This window comes from Streptomyces sp. NPDC001714 (assembly GCF_042892755.1).
GTDB lineage: Bacteria > Actinomycetota > Actinomycetes > Streptomycetales > Streptomycetaceae > Streptomyces.
Genome location: NZ_JBIAUL010000001.1, coordinates 884,416 through 906,289, shown reverse-complemented (window position 1 = coordinate 906,289; position 21,874 = coordinate 884,416). Strand labels below are relative to the sequence as shown.

Genomic DNA, 21,874 nt, shown 5'->3' with positions numbered 1-21,874 from the left:
CTTCATTCCGAGACACCTGTTCCGATCCGCGAGACGAATTCGTCCCAGTAGCCGGGCATCGCCTCCCAGGGATCGGCCCTCCCCCAGCGATCGGTCCGGTCCGTGAAGTAGATCGTGGCGGCGCCCTGCCAGCGGGCTATGCGCAGCGCCTCGTCGAGGTGGCCGAGGGGCACGCCGTGCACGAAGTGGCAGAAGCGGTCGGGCGGGTAGTCGGCGGTCCACTCGGCGACCTGGGACCAGCGGTAGTCGCTCCAGGGCCCGGCGAAGGTCACCAGCTGGTCGGCGTTCTCGGCGTAGCCCGGGTGGGGGTGGGTGCCGTGACCGAGGACTATGTGGGTGCCGTCACCGATGGCGCGGAGCGCGGCGACCGCGCGGCGGATCTCGGGGAGCGCCGTGCGCTCGGTGGGGCAGCGGTCCAGCAGGAAGCCGTCGACGCGGTACCAGTCGTGGAAGTGGCGGGCGTCGGTGAGCAGGTCACCGTGGGAGCGGGCGCCGTAGGTGGTGTCCAGGTGGCCGAGGACGCGGACGCCCGCGTTGCGGAGCCGGCCGGCCGCCTCCAGGCAATGCGGGTCGGGGAGGCTGCCGGGTCCGTTCGCCACGTTGAGGACCACCCAGTGCAGGGGTGTGCCCGGGCGGGTGAGTTCGGCCCACTGGGCGGGGGCGAGGAGGGGGTGGGCGTAGCCGGGGATGCCGACGGCGGTGCGGACGCCGGTGGTCGCGGCGCCCGCCCTGGTGCTGGTCAGATGCGGCACGCCGCCTCCATCCAGATGTCCGCGAGGGACTCCTCGAGGTTGATACGGGGACGCCAGCCGAGCCGGTCGCGGGCGCAGCGCACGTCGGCCTGCTGCCAGCTGCCGCAGCCGTCCGGGTACGGGTACGCGACCGGGCCCGTGTGCTCGCCGTCCATCCGGGGGTGGCCGATGGCGCCGCGCAGCGGGCCGGGCGGCCCGTCCAGTTCGTGCAGGGCGCCGCCGTATCCGGCGACCCGGGCGAGAACGGCGGCGGCGTCGCGGAGCCGGACGGCGCGGCCGGAGCCGATGTTGATGACGCCCTGGGCGGCGGAGAGCGAGGCCGCGTGGACGGCACGGGCGACGTCGCGGACGTCGACGAAGTCGCGCTGGGCGCCGAGGCCGCCGAGTTTGAGCTCGCCGTCGCCGGACTGCATGGCCCGGCGCATCGCCTCGGCCAGGCGGCCGAGCGGTGAGCCGGCCGGGGTGCCAGGACCGGCGGGCGAGAAGACGCGCAGGACGACGGCGTCGAGGCCGGAGCCGAGGACGAGCTCGGTGGCGGCGAGCTTGCTGACGCCGTACGGGCCGCCGGGGCGTGGCACGGCGTCCTCGGCGGTGGAGGAGCCGGGCTGGCTCGGGCCGTACTCGGAGCTGCAGCCGACCTGCACCAGGCGGGCGCCGCAGCCGCTGCGGCGCAGGGCCTCGCAGACGGTGGCGACGGCGACGGTGTTGTGCCGGGTGAGTTCCCGGGCGCCGCCGCGGGTGGCGCCGGCGCAGTTCACGATGACGCCCGGGTGGACCGCGTCGAGGAACCGGGTGAGCGCGCCCGGGCTGCCGGTGGCGAGGTCGAAGCGGACATCGGCGTCGTCGCCGCGGCCGAGCGCGGTGAGCTGGACGGCCGGGTCGGCGAGCAGCCGGTCGGCGACGAAGCGGCCGAGGTATCCGTTGGCTCCGATCAGCAGAACCCTCATCGCGCCGCTCCCGGGGTGTGTGCTCCGGCGACTCCGGTGGTTCCGGCGTTTCCGGTGGTTCCGGACGCTCCGGGTCCGGGTCGGGAGGTGGTCATCTGGTGGTCTCCTTCAAGAGGTGGTGCGGTTGCCTCCGGCGGGATGCCGGGCGCCGGCCGCCGGGACGGCGCGGCGAGGCCTGCGAAGAGAACGGGGGCTCTGCTCACTCCGGGTCTCCTGTCGGCGCGTGGGCCGAGGCCCGGGTGAGGGTGCGGGTCGCCCGGAACAGCAGCGTCAGCGCGGCGGCGCCGCAGACGAGGGCGGGGACGCTGCCCGCGCCCCAGGCGTCGACCAGGGTGTCGACGGGGGCGGCCAGGAAGGCGCAGCCGGGCAGCCGGCCGGCCAGGACGAGGGCCACGGCCGCCGCTTCCGTGGTGGCCGCGGCGGCGAGGGTGGGCCCCTGCGGGACGTTGTGGACGGCGAGGAGGCGGGCGAGCAGGAGGAGGGCGCCGAGGGCGAGGGCCCCCGGATGGCCGACGGGCTCGCCGAGGGCAGCGCCGCACAGGGCGAGCAGAGCGGTGAGGGCGCCGAGGAAGAGGGCGAACGTACCGAGCAGCAGCGGCTGTACGGACCCGGTGAACTCCTCGAGGCCCCGGCTGGCCGCGAGCCTGCGCCGGGCGCCCGCCGTGAAGAGGTGGGCGCTCCAGGCCGCGGGGGCGCAGGCCAGGGTGAGGGCGAGGACGGGGGCCGTGGCCACCGGCCAGGGGCCGTCGGTTACGCCGGTCGGGAGGCCGTCGGGGCCGCCGTCCACGGCGGCCCGCAGCAGGCCGTCGCCGAGCAGGGCGTAGGCGAGCAGCCAGCAGGTCCACGCGCGCGTGCCGGTGGCGGTGCGCCAGGCCGGGGTCCGGGCCGGTGCGGCCAGGGGGCCGCGGCGCAGGACCGGACGTACGGCCAGGGCGACGGCGAGCACGCCGACGGCCGCCACCAGGAGGCGGGGGCGGCCCTCGGTGAGCCGTACGCCGGTCACGGCCGCCGCGCACACGGCGCCCGGGAGGAGCGTGAGGAGCGCCCGGTCGGCGCGCACGCGGGGCGCGGGCGCCGGTTCGGGGTCCGGGCGCGGGTCGTCGTCGCGGGGCACGCGCGCGTAGAGCTCTTCTGCGAGCGAGAAGACGTCACGGTGCCGGAAGCGGGCGGCGGTGCGGTCGGTGACGCCGTGCGCCTCGAGGCCGGCCGCGATCTCCAGAGGGTCCACGGCCCGCTCGCAGAGTGTGCGGTGACGGTGCATCAGCGCTTTCACGGGGTCGGCGGCGGGGCCGCGGCGGAGCGTGGCACCCCGGCTGCCGGCGGTGTCCTTGGCGGCAGCCCGGCCGCCCGGAGAGAACCCGCCGGGGACCGGTGTCCCGCCCCCGGGAAAGGCGTCTCCCGGGCCGCCCTCGTCCACCCCCAGGAGCCACCCCTCCGAGCGCGCGTCCCAGGCGTCGGCCGCGCCGGGCCGCTCCGGCCGGTCCAGTTCTGCCGGACCGCCGTTCACCGTGCCGCCTTCGTCGCCGTTCACAGCGCCCCCTCGGCGGCCGTGCGCGGGGTGGCCCGTACCGGGGTGGGCCGCATGGCGGTACCCGGGGCCCAGCCGGGCCCGGCGCGATGCGCCACGCGGGCCGTGGGGCCGGTCCAGCGGCCCGGTACGTGGGCCTCGGCCGGGACGGCGAACGGCAGGGGCTCGCCCGCCTGGTCGAGAACGACCCGGCGTACCGGGCAGTGCGAGACGATCTCCAGGTAAATGCTGTGAAATGCCGCGATGTTCTGCTCGACGGTGAACAGTTCGAGCGCCCGGGCGCGTGCGGCGGCTCCGAGGCGCTCGCGGCGCTCGGGGTCACGCAGCAGCGCCACGCACGCCTCCGCGAGCGCCCGGGGATTGCGTGGGGGTACGACGAGACCGGTGCCGCCGATGGCCTCCACCACGGCGCCGACGTCCGTGGAGACGGTCGCCCGGCCGCAGAGCATCGCCTCGACGAGCCCCACCGGAAAGCCCTCGACGACGCTGGAGAGGACGACGACCGCGCCGGACGCGTACGCGTCGGCGAGGGTCGGTGCTTCCGGGCCGCCTATCTCGTCGAAGGAGACGGGATTGTCGCCGACGGCGTGCACGCCCTCTGCCTCGTCGGGGAAGAGCTGTGCGGCGAGCGCCCTGCAGTGCCCCAGATAGGCCTCGCCCTCCGGCCCCGCCGGGGCGCCCACGAACCGCAGTCGCGCCTTGGGTTCCTCCTTGCGGATCTCGGCGAAGGCGTGCAGCAGTGACACCAGGTCCTTGGCCGGCTCGATACGGCCGACCCACACGAGCGTGTCCGGTTCCGCGCGGTCCGGTGCCTCGCCCACCTCGGTGAAGCGGGCGGCCTCCATGCCGGGATGCACGGTACGGATGCGGGAGCGGTCGGCACCGCAGCGCTCCTGCCAGCGTCGGGCGTGCGCGTTGCCCGGTGTGATGATCGCGGCGCGGCGGTAGACCTCGGCGGCGAGCCGGCCGTGGAAGGCGGCGAGCAGCGCGCGTACGGCGGGCGTGGCCGCGTCGGGGCCGGCGGCGAGGTAGTGCGAGCGCAGCTGCACGCCGTACTCGGTGACCAGCAGCGGCACGCCGGAGAAGTGCCCGGCGAGCAGTCCGGCCAGGGCGGCCGGGCCGCCGGCGGTGGCGTGGCAGAGATCGGCCGCGCCGAGGCCGTCGTCCCCGTACCAGTCCAGGGAGAGCGGGCGCAGGGCGCGTTCGAGGTGGGCGGCGACGGCGAGCAGATCGGGCACGCGCGCCTCGCGCGCCGCACCGAGTGCGCCAGGTGCGCGACAGGTGCGCTCCAGTGCGTGCAGGGCGGTGTCGGAGCGGAGCGCGGCGACCAGGCCGCCCTCGTCACGGGCGAGTTCGGCGAGTCCGTGGAGCGCGTTGCCGAAACGGTCCGCCAGAGAGTCGGGCACGGCACCGGAGCCGCCCGCATCGCCTGGCCCGTTCGAGCCGCCCGTGCCGCGCGAGCCATCCGTGCCGCGCGAGCCATCCGTGGCGTCCGCGGCCGGACCGGCACACAGCACCCCCACGAACTCGCCGTAGCTCTCGGCGAAGCGCCGGCGCGCGCGCCGCCCGTACCTGACGCCGTCCTCCTCGGCCGTCCACAGAGGAGCCGTCCGGACCCGGCTGACGTGCGGCGGCAGCGGCAGCCAGCCCTCGTCCTCCTGACGCCGGGTGCGGCTGAGGGCGTAGAGGTCGAACTCGTGCTGCCCAAGCCCGCGCACGAGCCGGTCGCACCAGAGTCTGGCGTCACCGCTCACATACGGATAACCACCCTCCGTAAGCAGTCCGATGCGCACGTGTGCACCCCCGATCGATCTCCCGTATGGGGAGCCACCGTGGCTCGGTGGCTCGCAGCGGGACGAAGGTATGCGGACAAGACGGTGGCGCGACGGACGGTTGTCCATCGCGCCACCAAAAGGGGTGAACGGTCGTAACTTTCCCGTGCGGGTCGCGTTCTGTCGCGCTAGGCGACCGAATGACGGCGGAACGTCACGTTCGGGTCCGCGTCCGGATCTGCGGAAACGTCACGCCGACGCCAGTTGCCGGCGCGCCGCCCGCCGCCGGGCCGCGGCCTCGGGGTCAAGGGCGGGTACGGCGGCCAGGAGCTGCCTGGTGTACGGGTCCCGGGGGTTGTCGTAGACCTCGTCGGCGGGCCCGGTCTCGACGATCCGGCCGCGCCGCATGACCGCGACCCGGTCGCTGACCTGGCGCACCACGGCGAGGTCGTGGGCGACGAAGACGAGCGCGAGCCCGAGTTCACGCTGGATTCCGCCGAGCAGGGCGACGACCTGGGCCTGGGTGGTGACGTCCAGGGCGGAGACCGGCTCGTCGCAGACGATGACGCGCGGGTCGGCCGCGAGCGCCCGCGCGATGCCCACGCGCTGGCGCTGGCCACCGCTGAACTCGTGCGGATAGCGCTGATAGTGCGCCCCTTCGAGCCCCACGCGCTCCAGCAGTTCGATCACGCGCCCCCGGATGCGCCCCTCGTCCCGTTCGCCCCGCGCGCGCAGCGGGTCGGCGATCGACTCGCCGACGCTGCGCCGCGGGTTGAGGGAGGACACCGGGTCCTGGAAGACCATCTGGACGGCCGGGTTCACGCCCACGCGCACGTGGCCGTCGTCACGGACCTCGCCCGCCGTCGGCTCCAGCAGCCCGACCAGCATCCGGCCGAGGGTGGTCTTGCCGCTGCCGCTCTCGCCGACGACGCCGAGCGTCTCGCCCCGGTGCACGGTCAGCGACACGTCGTCCACGGCCGCGAACGCCCGCTTCCCGCGCCCGAACTCGCGGCGCAGGCCGGACGCCTCCAGCACCACCTCCTCGGAGGCCTGCGAGGGCGCGCGCACCGCGTCCACGCGCGGGACGGCGGAGAGCAGTTCCCGGGTGTACGGCTCGGCGGGTGCGCCGAGCACGCCGGCGACCGGCCCCTGTTCGACCACGCGCCCGTGCCGCATGACGAGCACCTGGTCGACGCTCTCGGCGGCGACGCCCACGTCGTGGGTGACGAGCAGCAGGCCCATGCCGGTCTCCTCGCGCAGGGTGTGCAGCAGGTCGAGGATCTGGGCCTGGACGGTCACGTCGAGGGCGGTGGTGGGCTCGTCGGCGATGAGCAGTTCGGGCTCGCAGGCGAGCGCCATGGCGATCAGCGCGCGCTGCCGCATGCCGCCGCTGAACTCGTGCGGACGGGACCGGGACCGGCGCGAGGCGTCCGGGATGCCGACCCGGTCGAGCACCTCCACGGCACGCGCGCGTGCGGCTCGCCGTGACGCGCGCGTGTGCACGCGGTACACCTCGGCGATCTGGTCGCCGATCGCGTAGTACGGGTCGAGGGACGACAGCGGATCCTGGAAGACCATCGCCGCCTTCGCGCCGCGCAGCCGCCGCAGTTCGCCGTCGGAGGCGGCCTGTACGTCGATGCCCGCGACCTCGACCGAGCCGCCGAGCCGCGCTCCCGTGCCGTGGTGCAGGCCCAGCAGGGCCGAGGCGACCGTGGACTTGCCGGAGCCGGACTCGCCGACCAGGGCGAGGGCGGCGCCGCGCTCCAGGGTGAACGACAGCCCGTCCACGGCCCGCAGGTCGCCGAACTCGACGGTCAGATCAGTGACTTGGACGAGACTCACGTCAGTACCACCCGTCGGTCGGCCACCGCGTACAGCACGTCCGCGACGGCGTTGGCGAGCACCACGAAGAAGCCGACGACGAGGACCATGCCGACGACGACGGGCAGGTCGACCACGCTGACGGCGTGGACGAGTTCCTGGCCGAGGCCGGGAAGTCCGAACAGCGTCTCGGTGAGCACCGCGCCGCCGACGGCCGAGCCGAAGTTGTTGGCGTTCAGCGCGATGACCGGCGCGAGCGCGCCGCGCAGGGCGTGCCGTCCGACGATCGACCGCTCGCCGACGCCGTAGGCACGGAAGGTGCGGATGTGGTCCTCGGCCAGGGTCTCCAGCATCGACGCCCGGGTCATCCGGGCGAACGCGGCGGACTCGATGAGGGCGAGGGAGAGCCAGGGCAGCAGCAGGTTCCACGCCCACTGTTCGGGGTCGTCGGTGAACTTCACGTACTGCGGGAAGGGCAGCAGTTCCAGTTCGCCGCAGACGACGATCATCAGGACCAGGCCGATGACGAAGACGGGAGTGGCCCAGCCCGCCAGCGTGAGGCCGGTCAGCACCCGCTCGGTGAGCCGGCCGCGCCGCCAGACGGAGAGCACGCCCGTGCCGACGCCCAGGATCAGCCACAGCACCATGGCGCCGGTCACCAGCGAGAGGCTGACCGGAAGCCTGGTCAGGATGATGCTCAGGACCTGCTGGTCGGTCCGGTAGGACAGGCCGAGGCAGGGCGCGGAGCAGTGCTCCACGGAGGTGCCGGTGGAGTAGTCCTGGCCGACGACCAGGCCCTCCAGGAAGTGCCAGTAGCGCACGTACAGGGGGTCGTCGAGGTGCAGTTGCTGGGCCACCTGGTGCACCTGCTCCGGGGAGCAGCGCGGGCCGCAGGTGATCTGGGCGACGTTGCCCGGGGTGACGTAGAAGACGACGTAGACGATCACCGAGATGGCGAGCAGGGTCGCCACGGTGCCGATGGTGCGGCGGAGCAGGAAGCCGCCGAAGCCGTTCACGCGGATTCCTCCTTCGCCGTCGTCACGGCCTCGCGCCCGCGGCCGGTGCCGACGCCGAGCCGGGAGGCGGCGCGCGGGTCCAGGGCGGTGCGGACGCCGTCGCCGAGGACGGTCATCGCGAGGACGGTCACGAACAGCGCGCCGGCCGGCAGGAGCAGGTACTGCGGGGCCGCCTGGTACCAGACGTCGGCGGCGGTGAGCATCTGGCCCCAGGAGGGCGTCGGTGGCTTCACCCCGACGCCGAGGAAGGAAAGCGCCGCCTCGACGCTGATGTTGACCGGGATGAGGATCGAGGCGTACGTGATGACCGGCGCGGCCAGGCCGGGCAGCAGCTCTCGGCGGGCGATGCGCCAGGCGCCCCAGCCGCTGAGCCGCGCGGCGGCGACGTAGTCGAGCCCCTTCAGGGTGAGTGTCTGGGCGCGCACGATCTTCGCGATGGTGCCCCAGGAGATGAACCCGATGACGAGGGTGACCAGGACGGGCCGGGGAAAGCTCTGCGGCACGATCGCGAGCAGCGCCAGCGACATGATCATCAGGGGCAGCGCGACGAAGATGTCCGTGATCCGGCTCAACAGTTGATCAACCCATCCACCGCCGAGCGCGGCCGCCACGCCGACGACGAGCCCGAGGAAGACCTGGATCACGGTGGCCGCGAACGCGACGCCCAGGGAGACCCGCGCGCCGTACACCAGCCGTGCGAACAGATCGCGGCCGGTCTGCGGCTCCACGCCCAGCCAGTGGTCGGCGGAGATGCCGCCGAGGGAGCCGGTCGGCACGCCGCCGCGCGCGGAGTCGATGAGGGCGGGGTGGTACGTGAACGGGTCCTGGCCCTCCAGCGCGGTGAGCAGCGGCGCGGCGAGCGCGACCAGGACGAGCAGCGCGACGACGCCCGCCGCGACCGTGGCGGCCCGCTGCGTACGCAGCCGCCGCCAGAACTGACGAGCCCCCGAAGCCCCCGAGGCGAGCGCCTCGGGGGCCTGGGTGGCGACAAGTGCCTCGCTCACGGTGCTACTTCACCGCGACCTGGGAGATGTCCAGGACACCGGTCCAGTCGCTGATCACGACGTTCTTGATGTCCTTGCCGACCAGCCGCTTGTAGACGGGGTGGAACAGCGGAACGGTCACCGCCTGCGCGCCGATCTTCTTGTCCAGTGCACCCCACCGCTTCGCGGCCGCGTCAAGATCGGTCAACTTGTTGATCGCGTCAATCTCGGCGTTGACCGAAGCATCGTTGAGCTGGGAAGCGTTGAAGTTCGCGCCGTCCTTGACGATCTGCCGGCCGTCGAAGATCGGGGCGAGGAAGGGACCGCCGGAGGGCCAGTCGGCACCCCACGCGGCGAGGAAGAAGCCCGGCTCGGTCTTCACACTGTGGACCGTGTCGGAGTAGTTGTTGTCCTCCAGGCCCTGGAGCTTGACCGTGATGCCGGCCTTCTTGAGGGCGTCCTGGATCGCGGTCGCGATCTCGGGGCTCGTCTTGAAGTTGTCGGCGTTGTCGTGGGTCAGCGTGACGGTGAGCCCGTTCGGGTAACCGGCTTCCTTCAGCAGCTCCTTCGCCTTGGCCGCGTTGCCGGTGTCGCCCGCCGGGAAGAGGTCGTACGGCGTGTAGCCGAAGGACTTCTGGTTGGGCAGGAAGGTGGTCGCGGGCTCGGCGAGGGCGCTGCCGCCGGCCGCGTTGATCACGGACGACCGGTCGACGGCGTACGAGATCGCCTGCCGCACCTTGGGGTTGTCGAACGGCTTGACCTTCGGGTTGAACGCTATGTAGTTCGTGTAGCCGAAGTGCCCGGTGCCGACGCGCGCGGCGAGTTCCTTGTCACCGGTCACCTTGGCGAGCTCGGCCGGGCCGAGGTTGGTGTCCGTGGTGACCGCGGCCGCGTCCGCCCCCTGGGACGCCGACAGCCGCTGGTTGATCACGGACGAGTCGAGCCCGGACTGCACGTCGATCTTGTCCGGGTAGGCCTTGCGCTGGTCGTCGACGGCCGCGGACCAGTATTTGTTCCGCTCGAGCACCAGGTGCTCGCCGTCGTTCTCGTTCTTCACGACCTGGTAGGGGCCGGACGAGATCGGGTGCTCCTCGTACTTGGTGCCCGTGTCCTTGGCCTGCGGGACCGGCGTGAACTGCGTCTGCGTGGCCAGGAACGGGAACTCGCCCTCGGGCTTGTTCAGATGGAAGACGATCGTCCGGCTGTCCGGCGTCTCGATCGCCGAGAGCCCCTTCTTGTCCTTGTACGGCCCCTGGTAGTCGGCCGCGCCGACCAGCCAGTCCCGCAGGTAGGGCGCGCCGCCGGAGAGCTCGGGCGCAAAGGAGCGCTCGATGCCGTACTTGATGTCGGCGGACGTGATCGCGGTGCCGTCCTCGTACTTGAGGCCCTTCTTCAGCGTGTACGTCCACACGGTCGCGTTCTTGCTGGGGCGCCCGGTGTCGGTGGCCAGGTCGGGGACGACCTTGGTGCCGGCCGCGCCGCTCGCGCGGTTGCGGGTGGTGAGCGTGCGGAAGACCAGGGAGGGCACGTTGCCGCCGCCGGAGGTGTAGAGGCGGGCCGGGTCGAAGTCCGACTGCGGGTCGGAGTTCAGGACGGTGAGCGTGCCGCCCTTGTGCGGCGTGGAGTCGCCACCGGAGCCGTTGGCATCGTTGTCCTTAGGCCCGCAGGCGGCGGCGCCCGCTGCCACGACCAGGGCAAGCGACACGTACGCCGCGCGGGCGCTGGTTTGGGACGGATGACGCATCGGAATGACGACCTCTCGGAAGGCGTGTCTCGATGGACGAGACAGATTGACGAGGAGTGAGACGAAAGTGAACAGACGTCTGCCCGGGCGCCAGGTCGTCGAAAGAGCCGTGACCCAGGTCACGGCATCAGAGCAAAGTCGCGACGCGAACGCCTGAAGGCGGGCGTCAGCGACAGTCGATGTCGGCCACGCAGAGCGCGGTCACGCCGATGAGCGCCAGCTCGATGGCGGCGCGCGTGGGGGCGTGGGGGGTCGACATGCCCAGAAATATGTACGAACTTTCTGCGCATGTCAATGTGATGTATGAGCCACCTGTCAACTCTTGGGGTAGGGCCAGGGGTTGGGCAGGCAGTGGATTCCGTCGTGGTCGAGGAACTTCGTCTGCTGCTGCATGACCGGCGCCAGCTCGCCGTCCTTGTCGCAGGTCACATGGCCGTAGCCGAGCCGGTGGCCGACCTCGTGGTTGATCAGCATCTGCCGGTAGGCGTGGATCTTGTCGCCGTACGTCTTGCTGCCCTGGGCCCACCTGTACGCGTTGATCATGACGCGTTCGGTGGACGCCGAGTCGCAGGACACGTTGTCCTCGGTCGTGTCGAGGCCGGACTTGGCGCACCACTTGGCGGTGGTGCCGGGGCTGGCGAGCGTGATCACGAAGTCGGGCTTGCCGGTGGACACGCGCGCGAAGGTACGGGCGCCGTCGTGGGCCCAGCTCCGGTCGTCGTTGAGCGTCTTCTGCACGGCCTCGGCGAACAGCTTCCCGTCCAGGCCCAGGCCCTGCTCCACGTCGACGCGGTAGGTGTACTTCCGCCCCTTGCCCGGCGCCTTCGCGCTCCCGGGCACGGTGCTGAACTTCCCGGACCCGGTCAGCTTGGCGCTGAGCGGGTACTTCTCGCCCATCGCCTGCGCGTACGACAGCGTCACCACGCCCGCCGAGGCGGAGGCCGACGCGGAGGGAGTCGTACGGCTGTCCCCGCGCGAGGCGGCGCCGTCGGTGGCCCGCGTCCCGCCCGCGGCCGACTGCGACCGTGCGGCGTCGCCGTCCCGGCCGTCGATCACCTGCCCGGCGACGATCACCGCGAGCACGGTGGTGACGGCGGCGGCCGCGACGCCCGCGAAGGCCCGGCCCTTGCCGCCCTTGGGCCGCGCGGGCTCGCCGGTGGGCGGCGCGTCGTCGGCATCGCCCGCACCGCCGTCGATGCCGGACGGGAGCGCGGACGTGTGCGGACCGGAACCGGGCGGATACGTTTCCGCGCGCTGGGCGCCGATGCCGGGGCGGGGCGCGAAGACGTCGTCGTCCTCACCGAAGGCGTCGACGTAGTCCTGCCGCGGACCACCGGGTCCGCTCTGCCGCTGCCGCGGTATCGACACACCGGTCGCCCCGAAGGCAGCACCGGCGGGCCCGGAAGCGGTACCGGCGGGCCTGCCGGAAGCACCGGCCGCCCCGCCCAACTCGCCCCAGCCACCGCCCGCTTCACGCTGCTGCGGGTGACCGCCACGGACTCGCGGGACGCCGCGCGCGGGAGTTCCGTCCGGGAAACGCGGGACGCCGTGAGCCGGGGCCCCGTCGGCAAAGCGAGGCACACCGCCGGCCGGCGTACCGTCGGCGAACCGCGGCACCCCCCGGGCAGGCGTGCCGTCGGCCGACCGCGGGACGCCCTGGGCGGGCGTTCCGGCCGCGAACCGCGGCGCACCGCCCGCGGGTGTTCCGCCGGCCGGACGCGGCGCGGGTGTCCCGTCGGCCGGACGCGGCACCGTAGCCCCCGCAGGGCCGCGCCCGCCGTCCCCGGGGCCCTGCTTCCGGGCCGCTCGCACGTTCCCTATGTCCGCCGCGTCGCCCTTGGGTACCGGCCCGCGGCGGCTGTGGCGTCCCACCCGCCCCTCAGCTCCCCGCGCCCGGCGCGACCGGACCGCCGCCGAGGTTCCCGGCAGCCGACGCGTCCCCCAACCTGTCGGCGGAAGCGAGGAGTTCACGGAACGCCCCGGCCACCACCGCCGGGTACTCCATCATCGCCACGTGCCCGGCGTCCGGCATGGAGAGCAGCCGGGAGTAGCGGAAGCTGCGCGCGGCCTTCTGCGCCATGCGGTAGCCGACGAGCTGGTCGCGGCCACCGTAGATCAGCAGGGTCGGGGCGAGGACGCGCTCGGCCTGGCGCCAGAGCCCGTGCTGGCCGCCCAGCGTGTACGCGTTGACGATGCCGCGCGCGGACCGCGCCATCGCGTCCCAGAAGTACGGCAGCCGCAGCCGCCGTTCCAGCTCCTCCACCGCGTGCTCGAACGCCTCGGGCGTGACCTGGCTGGGATCGCCGTAGCAGAGGGCGAGCACACCCCGTACCCGCTGTTCGGCGGTCCACTTGCCGGTCGTACGGGTGAGGAGCCCGGCGACGCCGGGAAGGCCGAGCAGGACCGTCGGCATGGCGGTGCGCTGCACGCGCAGCTCGGGCAGGGCCGGCGAGACGAGCGTGAGGGTGCGGACGAGGTCCGGGCGGACGGCGGCGATTCGGGTGGCGACCGCGCCGCCGAGGGAGTTGCCGAAGAGATGGACAGGACCGCGGCCGACCGCGTCGAGATAGCGGATGACCGCGCGCGCGTGCCCGGTGACGGAGTAGTTGCCGTCGTCCGGCGGCGGCGAGTCACCGAAGCCCGGCAGGTCGACCGCCTCGCCGTCCACGACGCCCTCGAGCTGTTCCATCAGCTCCGACCAGTTCTGCGAGGAGCCGCCGAGCCCGTGGATGTAGAGCGCGGGCGGCAGGCCCTCGCGCGCGGGCGGCCGTGAGCGGATCGAGAGGGTGACGCCGGGCAGTCCCACCGACCGCAGCCGCTCGCCCTCCGCAACTCTGACTGCCGCCGCCTCGGGGAGCACGCTGGTGGGCGGCACGGAGGGCAGTTCGGTCGAAGACATGGGCCAATGTTACGAGACGATCACACAGTGGTTCATGTGTTCGCCGTCACAGAACCACCTGGGGCGAGCCGCCCAGGAGCCGCGTACGACCCGGGGTGAGGGGCCGGCCGTCATCCGGAGCGAACGGCCGTGCATGGCATAGCGTCCACATCCGGTGTCTCCTACGCTCGTAAACAGGGCACCCGTTTGTGGCCCCCTGCTTCCGCCAGGGATCTTCCAAGGAAGGGAGCCCACCATGGCCCATGACCCCACCGACCCCGACGTACTCGACGATCTGGAGGCGGAGGAGGCCCCGGAGATCGATGTCGAGGCCCCTGAGGGCGACGCAGCCGAGCAGCACACGGACGTCACGCCGTCCCACGACGACCCGCTCACCGGTGAGGACGCGGACCGCGCGAACGAGGCCGATCTGATCGAACAGGCGCGGGTGGTCTCCCTCGACGAGGACGACTACCGCTGACCGCGACCGGCTCCGGCGGGCCATTTGGCGTGTCCGCATTTCCCGGTATTTCCCGGTGCGGCTTTCGCCGTCGTCCGGTACGTGAAATTCTGCGCTCGCACCGCGCACAGCACGGTTACCGAAAAGTACGATGGCCGCGCGGAGCGATCCGCATGTGGACGACATTGGGAGGCGGCGTGACAGCCATCGAGCAGACAGAGGCGGCACGCCCGCGGGGCACTCGCCTTCCGCGCCGTGCCCGACGGAACCAGCTGCTGGGCGCCGCCCAGGAAGTGTTCGTCGCACAGGGGTACCACGCGGCCGCGATGGACGACATCGCCGAACGCGCCGGCGTCAGCAAGCCGGTGCTCTACCAGCATTTCCCGGGCAAGCTCGACCTGTACCTGGCCCTGCTGGACCAGCACTGCGAGGCCCTGATCCAGGCGGTCCGCAGCGCGCTCGCGTCGACGACCGACAACAAGCAGCGGGTCCGGGCGACCATGGACGCGTACTTCGCGTACGTCGAGGACGACGGCGGCGCCTTCCGCCTGGTCTTCGAGTCCGACCTGACGAACGAGCCCGCGGTGCGCGAGCGCGTCGACAAGGTCACCACCGAGTGCGCCGAGGCGATCTGCGAGGTCATCGCCGAGGACACCGGCCTGCCGCGTGCCGAGTCGATGCTGCTGGCCTCCGGCCTCGGCGGTCTCGCCCAGGTGGTGGCCCGTTCCTGGCTGCACAGCGACCGCACCGTCCCGCGCGACCAGGCGGTCCAGCTGCTGACCTCGCTGGCCTGGCGGGGCATCGCGGGCTTCCCGCTGCACGGCATCGACGCGCACCACTGACACCGCCGTCGGCAGCACTGCCGACGGCACCGCCGGAAGGAATTCCCGTTCGCTGTTCGCTCCTGGCGTGCACGTGCGCAGCCTGTACGTCCCCTCACCGGGCTAATGTGTGCAGCGTACGGCGCGGAAGGTCGCGCACTTCACTGACCGTCGGAGGGACATAGCCGTGGAGGTCAAGATCGGCGTGCAGCACGCGCCCCGCGAGATCGTTCTGGAGAGCGGTCTGAACGCCGAGGAGGTCGAACGCCTCGTCGCCGACGCGCTGGCCGGCAAGTCGCAGGTGCTGTCCCTGGAGGACGAGCGCGGCCGCAAGGTCCTGGTCCCGACGGACCGCCTGGCGTACATCGAGCTCGGCGAGCCGACGGTTCGCAAGGTCGGCTTCAGCGCGGTCTGACCGCAGCAGGGCGGAGGGGCCGGGCGGACGTGTGTCCGCCCGGCCCCTCCGTCGTGTCGGGCCTGCGCCAGGTCGGGCCTGCGCCCGGCCGCCCCTCCACATGTGGCCCACAAGTCGCCCACAGAGGAGGATTGCATTCCGCAGGTCACGGGTATGACGGGCTACGACCGTCAAGCACCGGCCGGCCGTGGGAGGGACCCCGCGTGATGCTCCTGGAAGTCCTTGGATCCGCCCTGCTCGGCCTGGCCCTGTCGTGGGCCGCGACCAGCCGCCTGTCCCACCGGCTTCCGGCTCGTCCCCTGGTGTTCTGCACGGGTGTCGCGGGAGCCCTCTTCGGTGACTTCGTCACCCACAGCGCGCTCGGCCCCGGCTCGGTCCTGGTCACTCTTCTGGGTGCGGCGATCGTCTCGGCGGCGTCCCTGTCCTTGCTGCTCCGCCCGGCGGGCCGCCACCTGCGCCGACGATCGATCCCGGCGTAGCCTCAGGCTCCGTCGGATTTTCCAGCGTCCCGGCTGGAGCGCCCCGTAAGGGGCGCTGGGGGTGCCCCCGGCCGAAGGCTGGGGGAGGAACTGCGCGACCAGCCCCACCGGGCCTCGGGCCGCGCAACCCCCGGAACCATCCTCACAGAGCGCTACGCCGCCAGCCCCAGCGCAGCCATCCGCTTCGTGTGCGCCTCGGTGATCCGCGAGAACATCCGCCCCACCTCGGCGAGATCGAACCCGTCGGCCACTCCTCCGACCAGCATGGTCGACAGCGCGTCCCGGTCGGCGACCACCCGCTGGGACTGCGAGAGCGCCTCTCCCATCAACCGCCGCGCCCACAAGGCCAGTCGGCCCCCCACGCGCGGGTCGGCGTCGATCGCCGCGCGCACCTTCTCCACCGCGAACCCGGCGTGCCCGGTGTCGTCCAGGACGGCCAGCACCAGTTCGCGGGTGTCGGAGTCGAGGCGGGCCGCGACCTCCCGGTAGAAGTCACTGGCGATGGAGTCGCCGACGTACGCCTTGACCAGGCCCTCCAGCCAGTCGGACGGCGCCGTCTGCCGGTGGAAGCCGTCGAGGGCCGCGACGAACGGCTCCATCGCCTGCGTGGCGTCCTCGCCGATCTCCGTCAGCCGGTCCCGCAGCCGCTCGAAGTGGTGGAACTCGGCCGACGCCATCTTCGCCAGCTCGGCCTTGTCCGCCAGCGAGGGCGCCAGCTTGGCGTCCTCGGCGAGCCGCTCGAACGCCGCGAGCTCGCCGTACGCGAGGGCGCCGAGCAGGTCCACGACCGCGGCACGGTAGTGCGGGTCGGCTGCCGCCTGCGCCCAGTCCTGGGCGGCGACACCGGTCGGTACGGCGGAGGCGGTCTCAGGCTTGTCAGAGCTCGTCATGAAGCGCACAATAGCCCGCCCGCCACCTCGGGGGAGCCCTGGGGAAGCTCCGGGTCGGCCCCGGAAAGTCCCCTGAGGCCCCGGAGAAGTCCCGGGGAAGCCCCTGGTCAACCACTGTGACTACCACGACGTGACCAAATCGGCCATCGCATGTGCAGGATTCCGGGGTATGGTGGTAATGCGCCTGCTGGTACGCCGTCGAATTCCGACGTACCTCGACAGGCCGCACGTATGAGGATGCCCGGTCGGTGGCCCGATCGGCTCCGACCCGACAGCCCTCCCGGCTCGTACGGCACTGTGCGTACGACGACCGGAGGGACACACCCTCAGCGGTACGAGCGCTAGAGCGTCGGCAGAGGTCCCGTGCACTACGGCGTGCCCCCCACGGCCCGCCCGTAAGGCAGCCGACGTCCCCCGGCACGGTCCGTCAAAGACCCCCGCGCTCGCCTCGCGCCGCGCCACACAGAAGAGGCAGCACCCTGACTACGACGTTTCGTGAACTCGGAATCCTTCCCGAGACCGCCGAGGCCCTGGAAGCCGTCGGCATCATCAACCCCTTCCCCATCCAGGAGATGACACTCCCGGTCGCCCTGTCCGGCACCGACGTCATCGGCCAGGCCAAGACCGGCACCGGCAAGACCCTCGGCTTCGGTCTGCCGCTCCTGGAGCGCGTCACCGTCCCCGCCGACGTGGAGGCCGGCCGCGCCGCCCCCGAGGCCCTCACCGAGGCCCCCCAGGCGCTCGTCGTCGTCCCCACGCGCGAGCTCTGCACCCAGGTCACCAACGACCTGCTGACGGCCGGCAAGGTCCGTAACGTACGCGTTCTCGCCATCTACGGCGGCCGCGCCTACGAGCCCCAGGTCGAGGCCCTGAAGAAGGGCGTCGACGTGGTCGTCGGCACCCCGGGCCGCCTGCTCGACCTCGCGGGTCAGAAGAAGCTCAACCTCAAGCACATCAAGTCGCTCGTCCTGGACGAGGCCGACGAGATGCTCGACCTGGGCTTCCTGCCCGACGTCGAGAAGATCATCGACATGCTTCCGGCCAAGCGCCAGACCATGCTGTTCTCGGCCACCATGCCGGGCGCGGTCATCGGCCTCGCGCGCCGGTACATGAGCCAGCCCACCCACATCCGCGCCACCGCGCCGGACGACGAGGGCGCGACCGTCGCGAACATCGCGCAGTTCGTCTACCGCGCGCACTCCATGGACAAGCCGGAGATGATCGCGCGCATACTGCAGGCCGAGGGCCGCGGGCTCGCGATGATCTTCTGCCGCACCAAGCGCACCGCCGCGGACATCGCCGAGCAGCTCCAGCGCCGCGGCTTCGCCTCCGGCGCCGTCCACGGCGACCTCGGCCAGGGCGCCCGCGAGCAGGCGCTGCGCGCGTTCCGCAACGGCAAGGTGGACGTCCTCGTCTGCACCGACGTCGCCGCCCGCGGCATCGACGTCGAGGGCGTCACCCACGTCATCAACTACCAGTCCCCCGAGGACGAGAAGACGTACCTGCACCGTGTGGGCCGCACCGGCCGCGCGGGCGCGTCGGGTACGGCGATCACGTTCGTCGACTGGGACGACATCCCGCGCTGGCAGCTCATCAACAAGGCGCTGGAGCTGGGCTTCAACGACCCGGTGGAGACGTACTCCACCTCCCCGCACTTCTTCGAGGAACTGAAGATCCCCGCGGGCACCAAGGGTGTCCTGCCGCGCTCGGAGCGCACCCGCGCCGGGCTCGACGCGGAGGAGCTGGAGGACCTGGGCGAGACCGGCGGTCGCGGTGGCCGCGGTCGCGGTGGCCGGGGCGGTCGGGGCGAGGCGCGCAGCGAGGCTCGTACCGAGGAGCGCGAGCGCCCGGCCCGCACCCCGCGCCGCCGCCGTCGCACGCGCAACGGTACGGCCCTGGACCAGACGTCCGGTACGACGTCCACGGCGCCTGCCGCCGAGTCCGCGGCGCCCGTCTCCGCCGACGACGCCGTCGCGGCGTCGGAGCCGACGGCCACGCGGACCCCGCGCCGCCGTCGCCGTACGCGCAACGGGGCTTCGCAGGAGCAGGTCGCGGCCGCCGCCCCGGTGACCGTGACAGCGGAGGCCGTGACGCCGGAGGCCGTCATCGAGACGGTCGAGGCCGTCGTGGAACCGGACGCCGCGGAGAAGCCGCGCCGCCGTCGCACCCGCAGGTCCGTGGAGGCCACGCCGGTGGCGGAGGCGGCGACGCCGGTGGCGACCGAGGCTCCGGAGGCCGAAGAGGCACCGGCGGCCCCCGCACGCCGCCGTACCCGCAAGGCCGCCGAGGCTCCCGAGACGGCCGCCCCCGCGGCAGCCGTCGAGGCGGTCGAGGCCGTGACGGAGCCGAAGCCGCGCCGCACGCGGAAGACCGCGGCCGCCGCCGCCGAGGCCGCGGTGGACACCGCCGAGGCCGTCGAGGCCAAGCCGCGCCGCCGTGTCCGTAAGGCCGCCGAGCCCGTGACGGAGGTCGTGGAGGTTCCGGCGGAGGTCGTCGAGGCCCCGGTGGCCCCGGCCCGTCGCCGCACCCGCAAGGCCGTGGAGCCGGTCGAGCCCGCGGCGACCGCGCCGCAGCCGACGGCTGCCGAGGCCGAGGTCGCGGCCAAGCCGCGCCGGACCCGGAAGGCGGCCGAGGCCGCCGTCGACACCGCTGAAGGCACCGAGGCCAAGCCCCGCCGCACCCGCAAGGCGACGGCACCGGCAGCCGAGGCGGAGGCGATCGAGGCGGTCGCGGAGACCAAGCCGCGCCGCACCCGGAAGACGGCGGCCGCCGCCGAAGCCGCGGTGGACACCGCCGAGGGCACGGAAGCCAAGCCCCGCCGCACCCGCAAGGCGACGGCACCGGCAGCCGAGGCGGAGGCGACCGAGGCCGTCGAGGAGACCAAGCCCCGTCGCACCCGGAAGACGGCGGCCGCCGCTCCGGAGACCGCCGAGGCCGAGGTCGCGGCCAAGCCGCGCCGGACCCGGAAGGCGGCCGAGGCCGCCGTCGACACCGCCGAAGGCACCGAGGCCAAGCCCCGCCGCACCCGCAAGGCGACGGCACCCGCCGCCACCGCGGAGATCCCGGCGCAGGCCACCGAGGAGCCGGAGGCGAAGCCGAGGCGACGCACCACCCGCAAGGCGGCCGAGACCGTCGGGTCCGCCGAGTCCACCGGATCCGTCGAGGCGGCCGACGCGGAGGCGAAGCCGAAGGCCCGCCGGACCCGGAAGGCGACCGCCGCGGCCCCGGAGGCCTGAGCACGCACGTGCCGACGGCCCGGACCACCCCGTGTGGTCCGGGCCGTCGGCGTCTCCGCAACGCTCGCCCCACCGCCCCCCGTCCCGGCCGCCGGGGCACCACCCCCGCGGCGCTCGGCGGTCCCCCGGTGCCGGGATTCACCCACCGGCTCCCGGACGGTCACCCCGCTCCGGATACCCTCTCCCCCATGAGCAGGCCTCGTACCTTCGTCCCGCCCGCAGGTGCCCGTGCGTACGCGCTCGGCACCGACCGGGGGGAGTTCGCCGTCGTCGACGCGCCCGTGGCCGCCGGGGTCGAGCCCAGGGGGGTCGCGGTGTTGCTTCCCGGGTTCACCGGGAGCAAGGAGGACTTCAACCGGCTGCACGAGGCACTGGGCCGGCGCGGGTACCGGACGGTCGCCGTGGACGGGCGCGGGCAGTTCGAGTCGGACGGGCCGGAGCACGACGAATCGGCGTATGCCCAGGAGGAGCTGGCGCGGGACGTGCTCGCGCAGGCGGCCGCGGTCGGCGCGGGCCGGCCGGTGCATCTGCTGGGACACTCCCTCGGCGGTCAGATCGCCCGCGCGGCCGTGCTCCTCGACCGCACGCCGTTCCGCTCACTGACCCTGATGGCCTCGGGCCCGGCGCAGATCTCCAGCTCCCAGCAGCAGCGCGTGAAGCTGCTGCGGGACGCGCTCGCCGTGATGTCGATGGGCGAGGTGTGGGATGCCATGGAGGCGCCGGAGGAGCTGGAGGAACCGGACGCGCCTGCGGAGGGCCTGGAGGACGGCGAGGATCTGCGGCGCCGCTGGCTGGGCAACAAACCGGCCCAACTCCTCGCCACCGGGCGCCAGTTGTGCATCGAGCCGGACCGCGTCGCGGAGCTCGCCGCCGTACCGCTGCCGTTCCACGTCCTGTCGGGCGCGCGGGACGACACCTGGCCGGTGCCGCTGCTGGACGACATGGCGCTGCGGCTGCGGGCGCGCCGGACGGTCATCGAGGGGGCGGAGCACTCGCCCAACACCGACCGGCCCACCGCCACCGCCGAGGCGATCGCGGACTTCTGGGACAGCACCGGCCCTGCGGGCCGGGACCGGGGCTAGTACTGCGTCCGGAGGTGCTCCCAGAATCCGTCCCGCAGAGCGCGGCGCAGGTCGGCCTGGCCGCGCAGGGAGTACTGGAGCATCCCCTCGGCCTCGACGAGGAGGTCCTGGTCGACGGGGCCCGGCAGGTAGGGGTGGCCCGGCAGCAGTTCGACGAGTGCGTCGCGGCCCCGTGAGGACAGCCACTTCGCGGCGATCTGCGCGCCGATGAAACGGACGTCCTCGCGGGTGGGTCTGGTGGCGCCGGCCTCGTAGGAGGCGGTACGTCTGGAGACGTACGGCTTGAAGAACTCCAGGTCGAGGGTGCGCTGGCTGTCGACCTCCCAGAGCAGCGGCTCGGCCTGGTTGCGGCCCTCGGGGGCCTCGATGCCCCACAGGTGGACGCGGGCGCCGTAGCCCTGGGCGGCCTCGACCGCGGAGACCAGGTCCTCGTCGCCGCCGAGCAGGGCCGCGTCGCTGATGGCGCGGTGCCGGGCGAGTGATTCCAGGTCCGTGCGGATCAGGGAGTCGACGCCCTTCTGCTGGTTGTTGGCGTTGAGGTTGCCGAGGCGGACCTTGACGTCGGGGAGTTCGGCGATGGCCTGCTGTTCGGCGGTGTGGATGCGGCGGCGGGCGCCGTCGTACCAGTAGACGCGCAGCAGCCGGCTGTCGGCGAAGATCTGGCGCGCCTTGTCGATGAGCGCTTCGATCAGCCCTTCGGCGTCGAGGTCGAAGGCGCGGCGGTCCTCCGTCCCGGCGACGAGCCTGCCCGTGGCCGCGTAGAGGTAGCCCGCGTCCACGAAGATGGCGTGCGTCGAGGGCGTCTTGGCCACTTCGGCGAGCATGCGGGTGAGCAGCTCGTTCGTGCGGTCGATACGGGCCTGGAGGGCGGCGAGGTCGTCGTTCATCGCCTCCATTGTCCCGGCGGTCACGCTGCGAACACAACCGGTCCCGGTCAGTCTCCCGCACACTCTTACCGGTCAGTAATTAGACGTTCGAAAAATTTCTTTAGCGTAGGGAATGTTTGTAACACGCAAGCCGTTGACTCCTACTGAACAGGACGACGAAGGG

Annotated in this window: 19 protein-coding genes; 6 read left to right on the top strand and 13 right to left on the bottom strand. The window is 73.0% G+C overall.

The window, feature by feature from the left end:
• Positions 1-2: 2 nt before the first annotated feature.
• The 11 genes from ACFY0P_RS04220 to ACFY0P_RS04170 form a co-directional block, all read right to left on the bottom strand.
• A complete protein-coding gene (locus ACFY0P_RS04220) occupies positions 3-752 on the bottom strand; it encodes a spherulation-specific family 4 protein (RefSeq protein WP_388907114.1) in 750 nt (249 codons plus the stop codon).
• Positions 740-1,699 carry an NAD-dependent epimerase/dehydratase family protein gene (locus tag ACFY0P_RS04215; RefSeq protein WP_388907111.1) on the bottom strand — a complete coding sequence of 320 codons (960 nt, stop codon included), beginning with the start codon at positions 1,697-1,699 and terminating at the stop codon, positions 740-742. Before ACFY0P_RS04215 ends, ACFY0P_RS04220 begins: the two co-directional genes overlap by 13 nt.
• Positions 1,700-1,898: 199 nt before the next feature.
• Positions 1,899-2,972 (bottom strand): hypothetical protein, encoded by a 1,074-nt coding sequence (locus ACFY0P_RS04210; RefSeq protein WP_388907317.1) that lies wholly within the window; start codon positions 2,970-2,972, stop codon positions 1,899-1,901.
• A gap of 254 nt (positions 2,973-3,226) precedes the next feature.
• Entirely contained in the window at positions 3,227-4,981 is a 1,755-nt protein-coding gene (locus ACFY0P_RS04205) for a glycosyltransferase (protein ID WP_388907109.1), read from the bottom strand.
• A 267-nt stretch (positions 4,982-5,248) separates the two neighbouring features.
• Complete coding sequence (locus ACFY0P_RS04200; protein WP_388907107.1) at positions 5,249-6,841, bottom strand: dipeptide ABC transporter ATP-binding protein; 1,593 nt, start codon at positions 6,839-6,841, stop codon at positions 5,249-5,251.
• Positions 6,838-7,836 (bottom strand): ABC transporter permease, encoded by a 999-nt coding sequence (locus ACFY0P_RS04195; RefSeq protein ID WP_388907105.1) that lies wholly within the window; start codon positions 7,834-7,836, stop codon positions 6,838-6,840. Before ACFY0P_RS04195 ends, ACFY0P_RS04200 begins: the two co-directional genes overlap by 4 nt.
• Positions 7,833-8,840: an ABC transporter permease gene (locus ACFY0P_RS04190; protein WP_388907102.1), complete on the bottom strand. Its 1,008-nt coding sequence runs from the start codon at positions 8,838-8,840 to the stop codon at positions 7,833-7,835. The genes ACFY0P_RS04195 and ACFY0P_RS04190 overlap by 4 nt, the downstream gene beginning before the upstream one ends.
• A 4-nt stretch (positions 8,841-8,844) precedes the next feature.
• The gene (locus ACFY0P_RS04185; protein ID WP_388907100.1) at positions 8,845-10,563 is read right to left on the bottom strand and encodes an ABC transporter substrate-binding protein; all 1,719 of its coding nucleotides are present in this window, start codon (positions 10,561-10,563) and stop codon (positions 8,845-8,847) included.
• 166 nt (positions 10,564-10,729) lie between these two features.
• Complete coding sequence (locus ACFY0P_RS04180) at positions 10,730-10,822, bottom strand: Ms4533A family Cys-rich leader peptide (protein WP_388907097.1); 93 nt, start codon at positions 10,820-10,822, stop codon at positions 10,730-10,732.
• A 56-nt stretch (positions 10,823-10,878) separates the two neighbouring features.
• Positions 10,879-12,435: a DUF3152 domain-containing protein gene (locus ACFY0P_RS04175; protein ID WP_388907095.1), complete on the bottom strand. Its 1,557-nt coding sequence runs from the start codon at positions 12,433-12,435 to the stop codon at positions 10,879-10,881.
• A 7-nt stretch (positions 12,436-12,442) separates the two neighbouring features.
• Positions 12,443-13,462: an alpha/beta fold hydrolase gene (locus tag ACFY0P_RS04170; RefSeq protein ID WP_388907092.1), complete on the bottom strand. Its 1,020-nt coding sequence runs from the start codon at positions 13,460-13,462 to the stop codon at positions 12,443-12,445.
• Positions 13,463-13,697: 235 nt separating this feature from the next.
• Between ACFY0P_RS04170 and ACFY0P_RS04165 the strand changes: the two genes are divergently transcribed.
• The 4 genes from ACFY0P_RS04165 (at position 13,698) to ACFY0P_RS04150 (ending at position 15,616) form a co-directional block, all read left to right on the top strand.
• The gene (locus tag ACFY0P_RS04165; protein ID WP_388907089.1) at positions 13,698-13,922 is read left to right on the top strand and encodes a hypothetical protein; all 225 of its coding nucleotides are present in this window, start codon (positions 13,698-13,700) and stop codon (positions 13,920-13,922) included.
• A 176-nt stretch (positions 13,923-14,098) separates the two neighbouring features.
• On the top strand, positions 14,099-14,743 hold the full coding sequence (locus ACFY0P_RS04160) for a TetR/AcrR family transcriptional regulator (protein WP_294005361.1): 645 nt from the start codon (positions 14,099-14,101) through the stop codon (positions 14,741-14,743).
• A 166-nt stretch (positions 14,744-14,909) separates the two neighbouring features.
• Positions 14,910-15,137 carry a DUF3107 domain-containing protein gene (locus ACFY0P_RS04155; protein WP_046730492.1) on the top strand — a complete coding sequence of 76 codons (228 nt, stop codon included), beginning with the start codon at positions 14,910-14,912 and terminating at the stop codon, positions 15,135-15,137.
• A gap of 206 nt (positions 15,138-15,343) precedes the next feature.
• On the top strand, positions 15,344-15,616 hold the full coding sequence (locus ACFY0P_RS04150) for a hypothetical protein (protein WP_388907315.1): 273 nt from the start codon (positions 15,344-15,346) through the stop codon (positions 15,614-15,616).
• Between the two features lie 152 nt (positions 15,617-15,768).
• Here ACFY0P_RS04150 and ACFY0P_RS04145 read toward each other — a convergent pair whose 3' ends face one another.
• Complete coding sequence (locus ACFY0P_RS04145) at positions 15,769-16,515, bottom strand: ferritin-like fold-containing protein (RefSeq protein ID WP_388907085.1); 747 nt, start codon at positions 16,513-16,515, stop codon at positions 15,769-15,771.
• A 563-nt stretch (positions 16,516-17,078) separates the two neighbouring features.
• On the opposite strand from ACFY0P_RS04145, the gene ACFY0P_RS04140 reads away from it, so the two are divergent.
• Positions 17,079-19,742 (top strand): DEAD/DEAH box helicase, encoded by a 2,664-nt coding sequence (locus tag ACFY0P_RS04140; RefSeq protein WP_388907083.1) that lies wholly within the window; start codon positions 17,079-17,081, stop codon positions 19,740-19,742.
• 188 nt (positions 19,743-19,930) lie between these two features.
• Positions 19,931-20,824, top strand: coding sequence for an alpha/beta fold hydrolase (locus tag ACFY0P_RS04135; RefSeq protein WP_388907081.1), 894 nt, complete (start codon positions 19,931-19,933; stop codon positions 20,822-20,824).
• Here the strand turns inward: ACFY0P_RS04135 and ACFY0P_RS04130 are convergent.
• On the bottom strand, positions 20,821-21,711 hold the full coding sequence (locus ACFY0P_RS04130; protein ID WP_388907079.1) for an NYN domain-containing protein: 891 nt from the start codon (positions 21,709-21,711) through the stop codon (positions 20,821-20,823). The genes ACFY0P_RS04135 and ACFY0P_RS04130 overlap by 4 nt on opposite strands.
• Positions 21,712-21,874 lie beyond the last annotated feature (163 nt).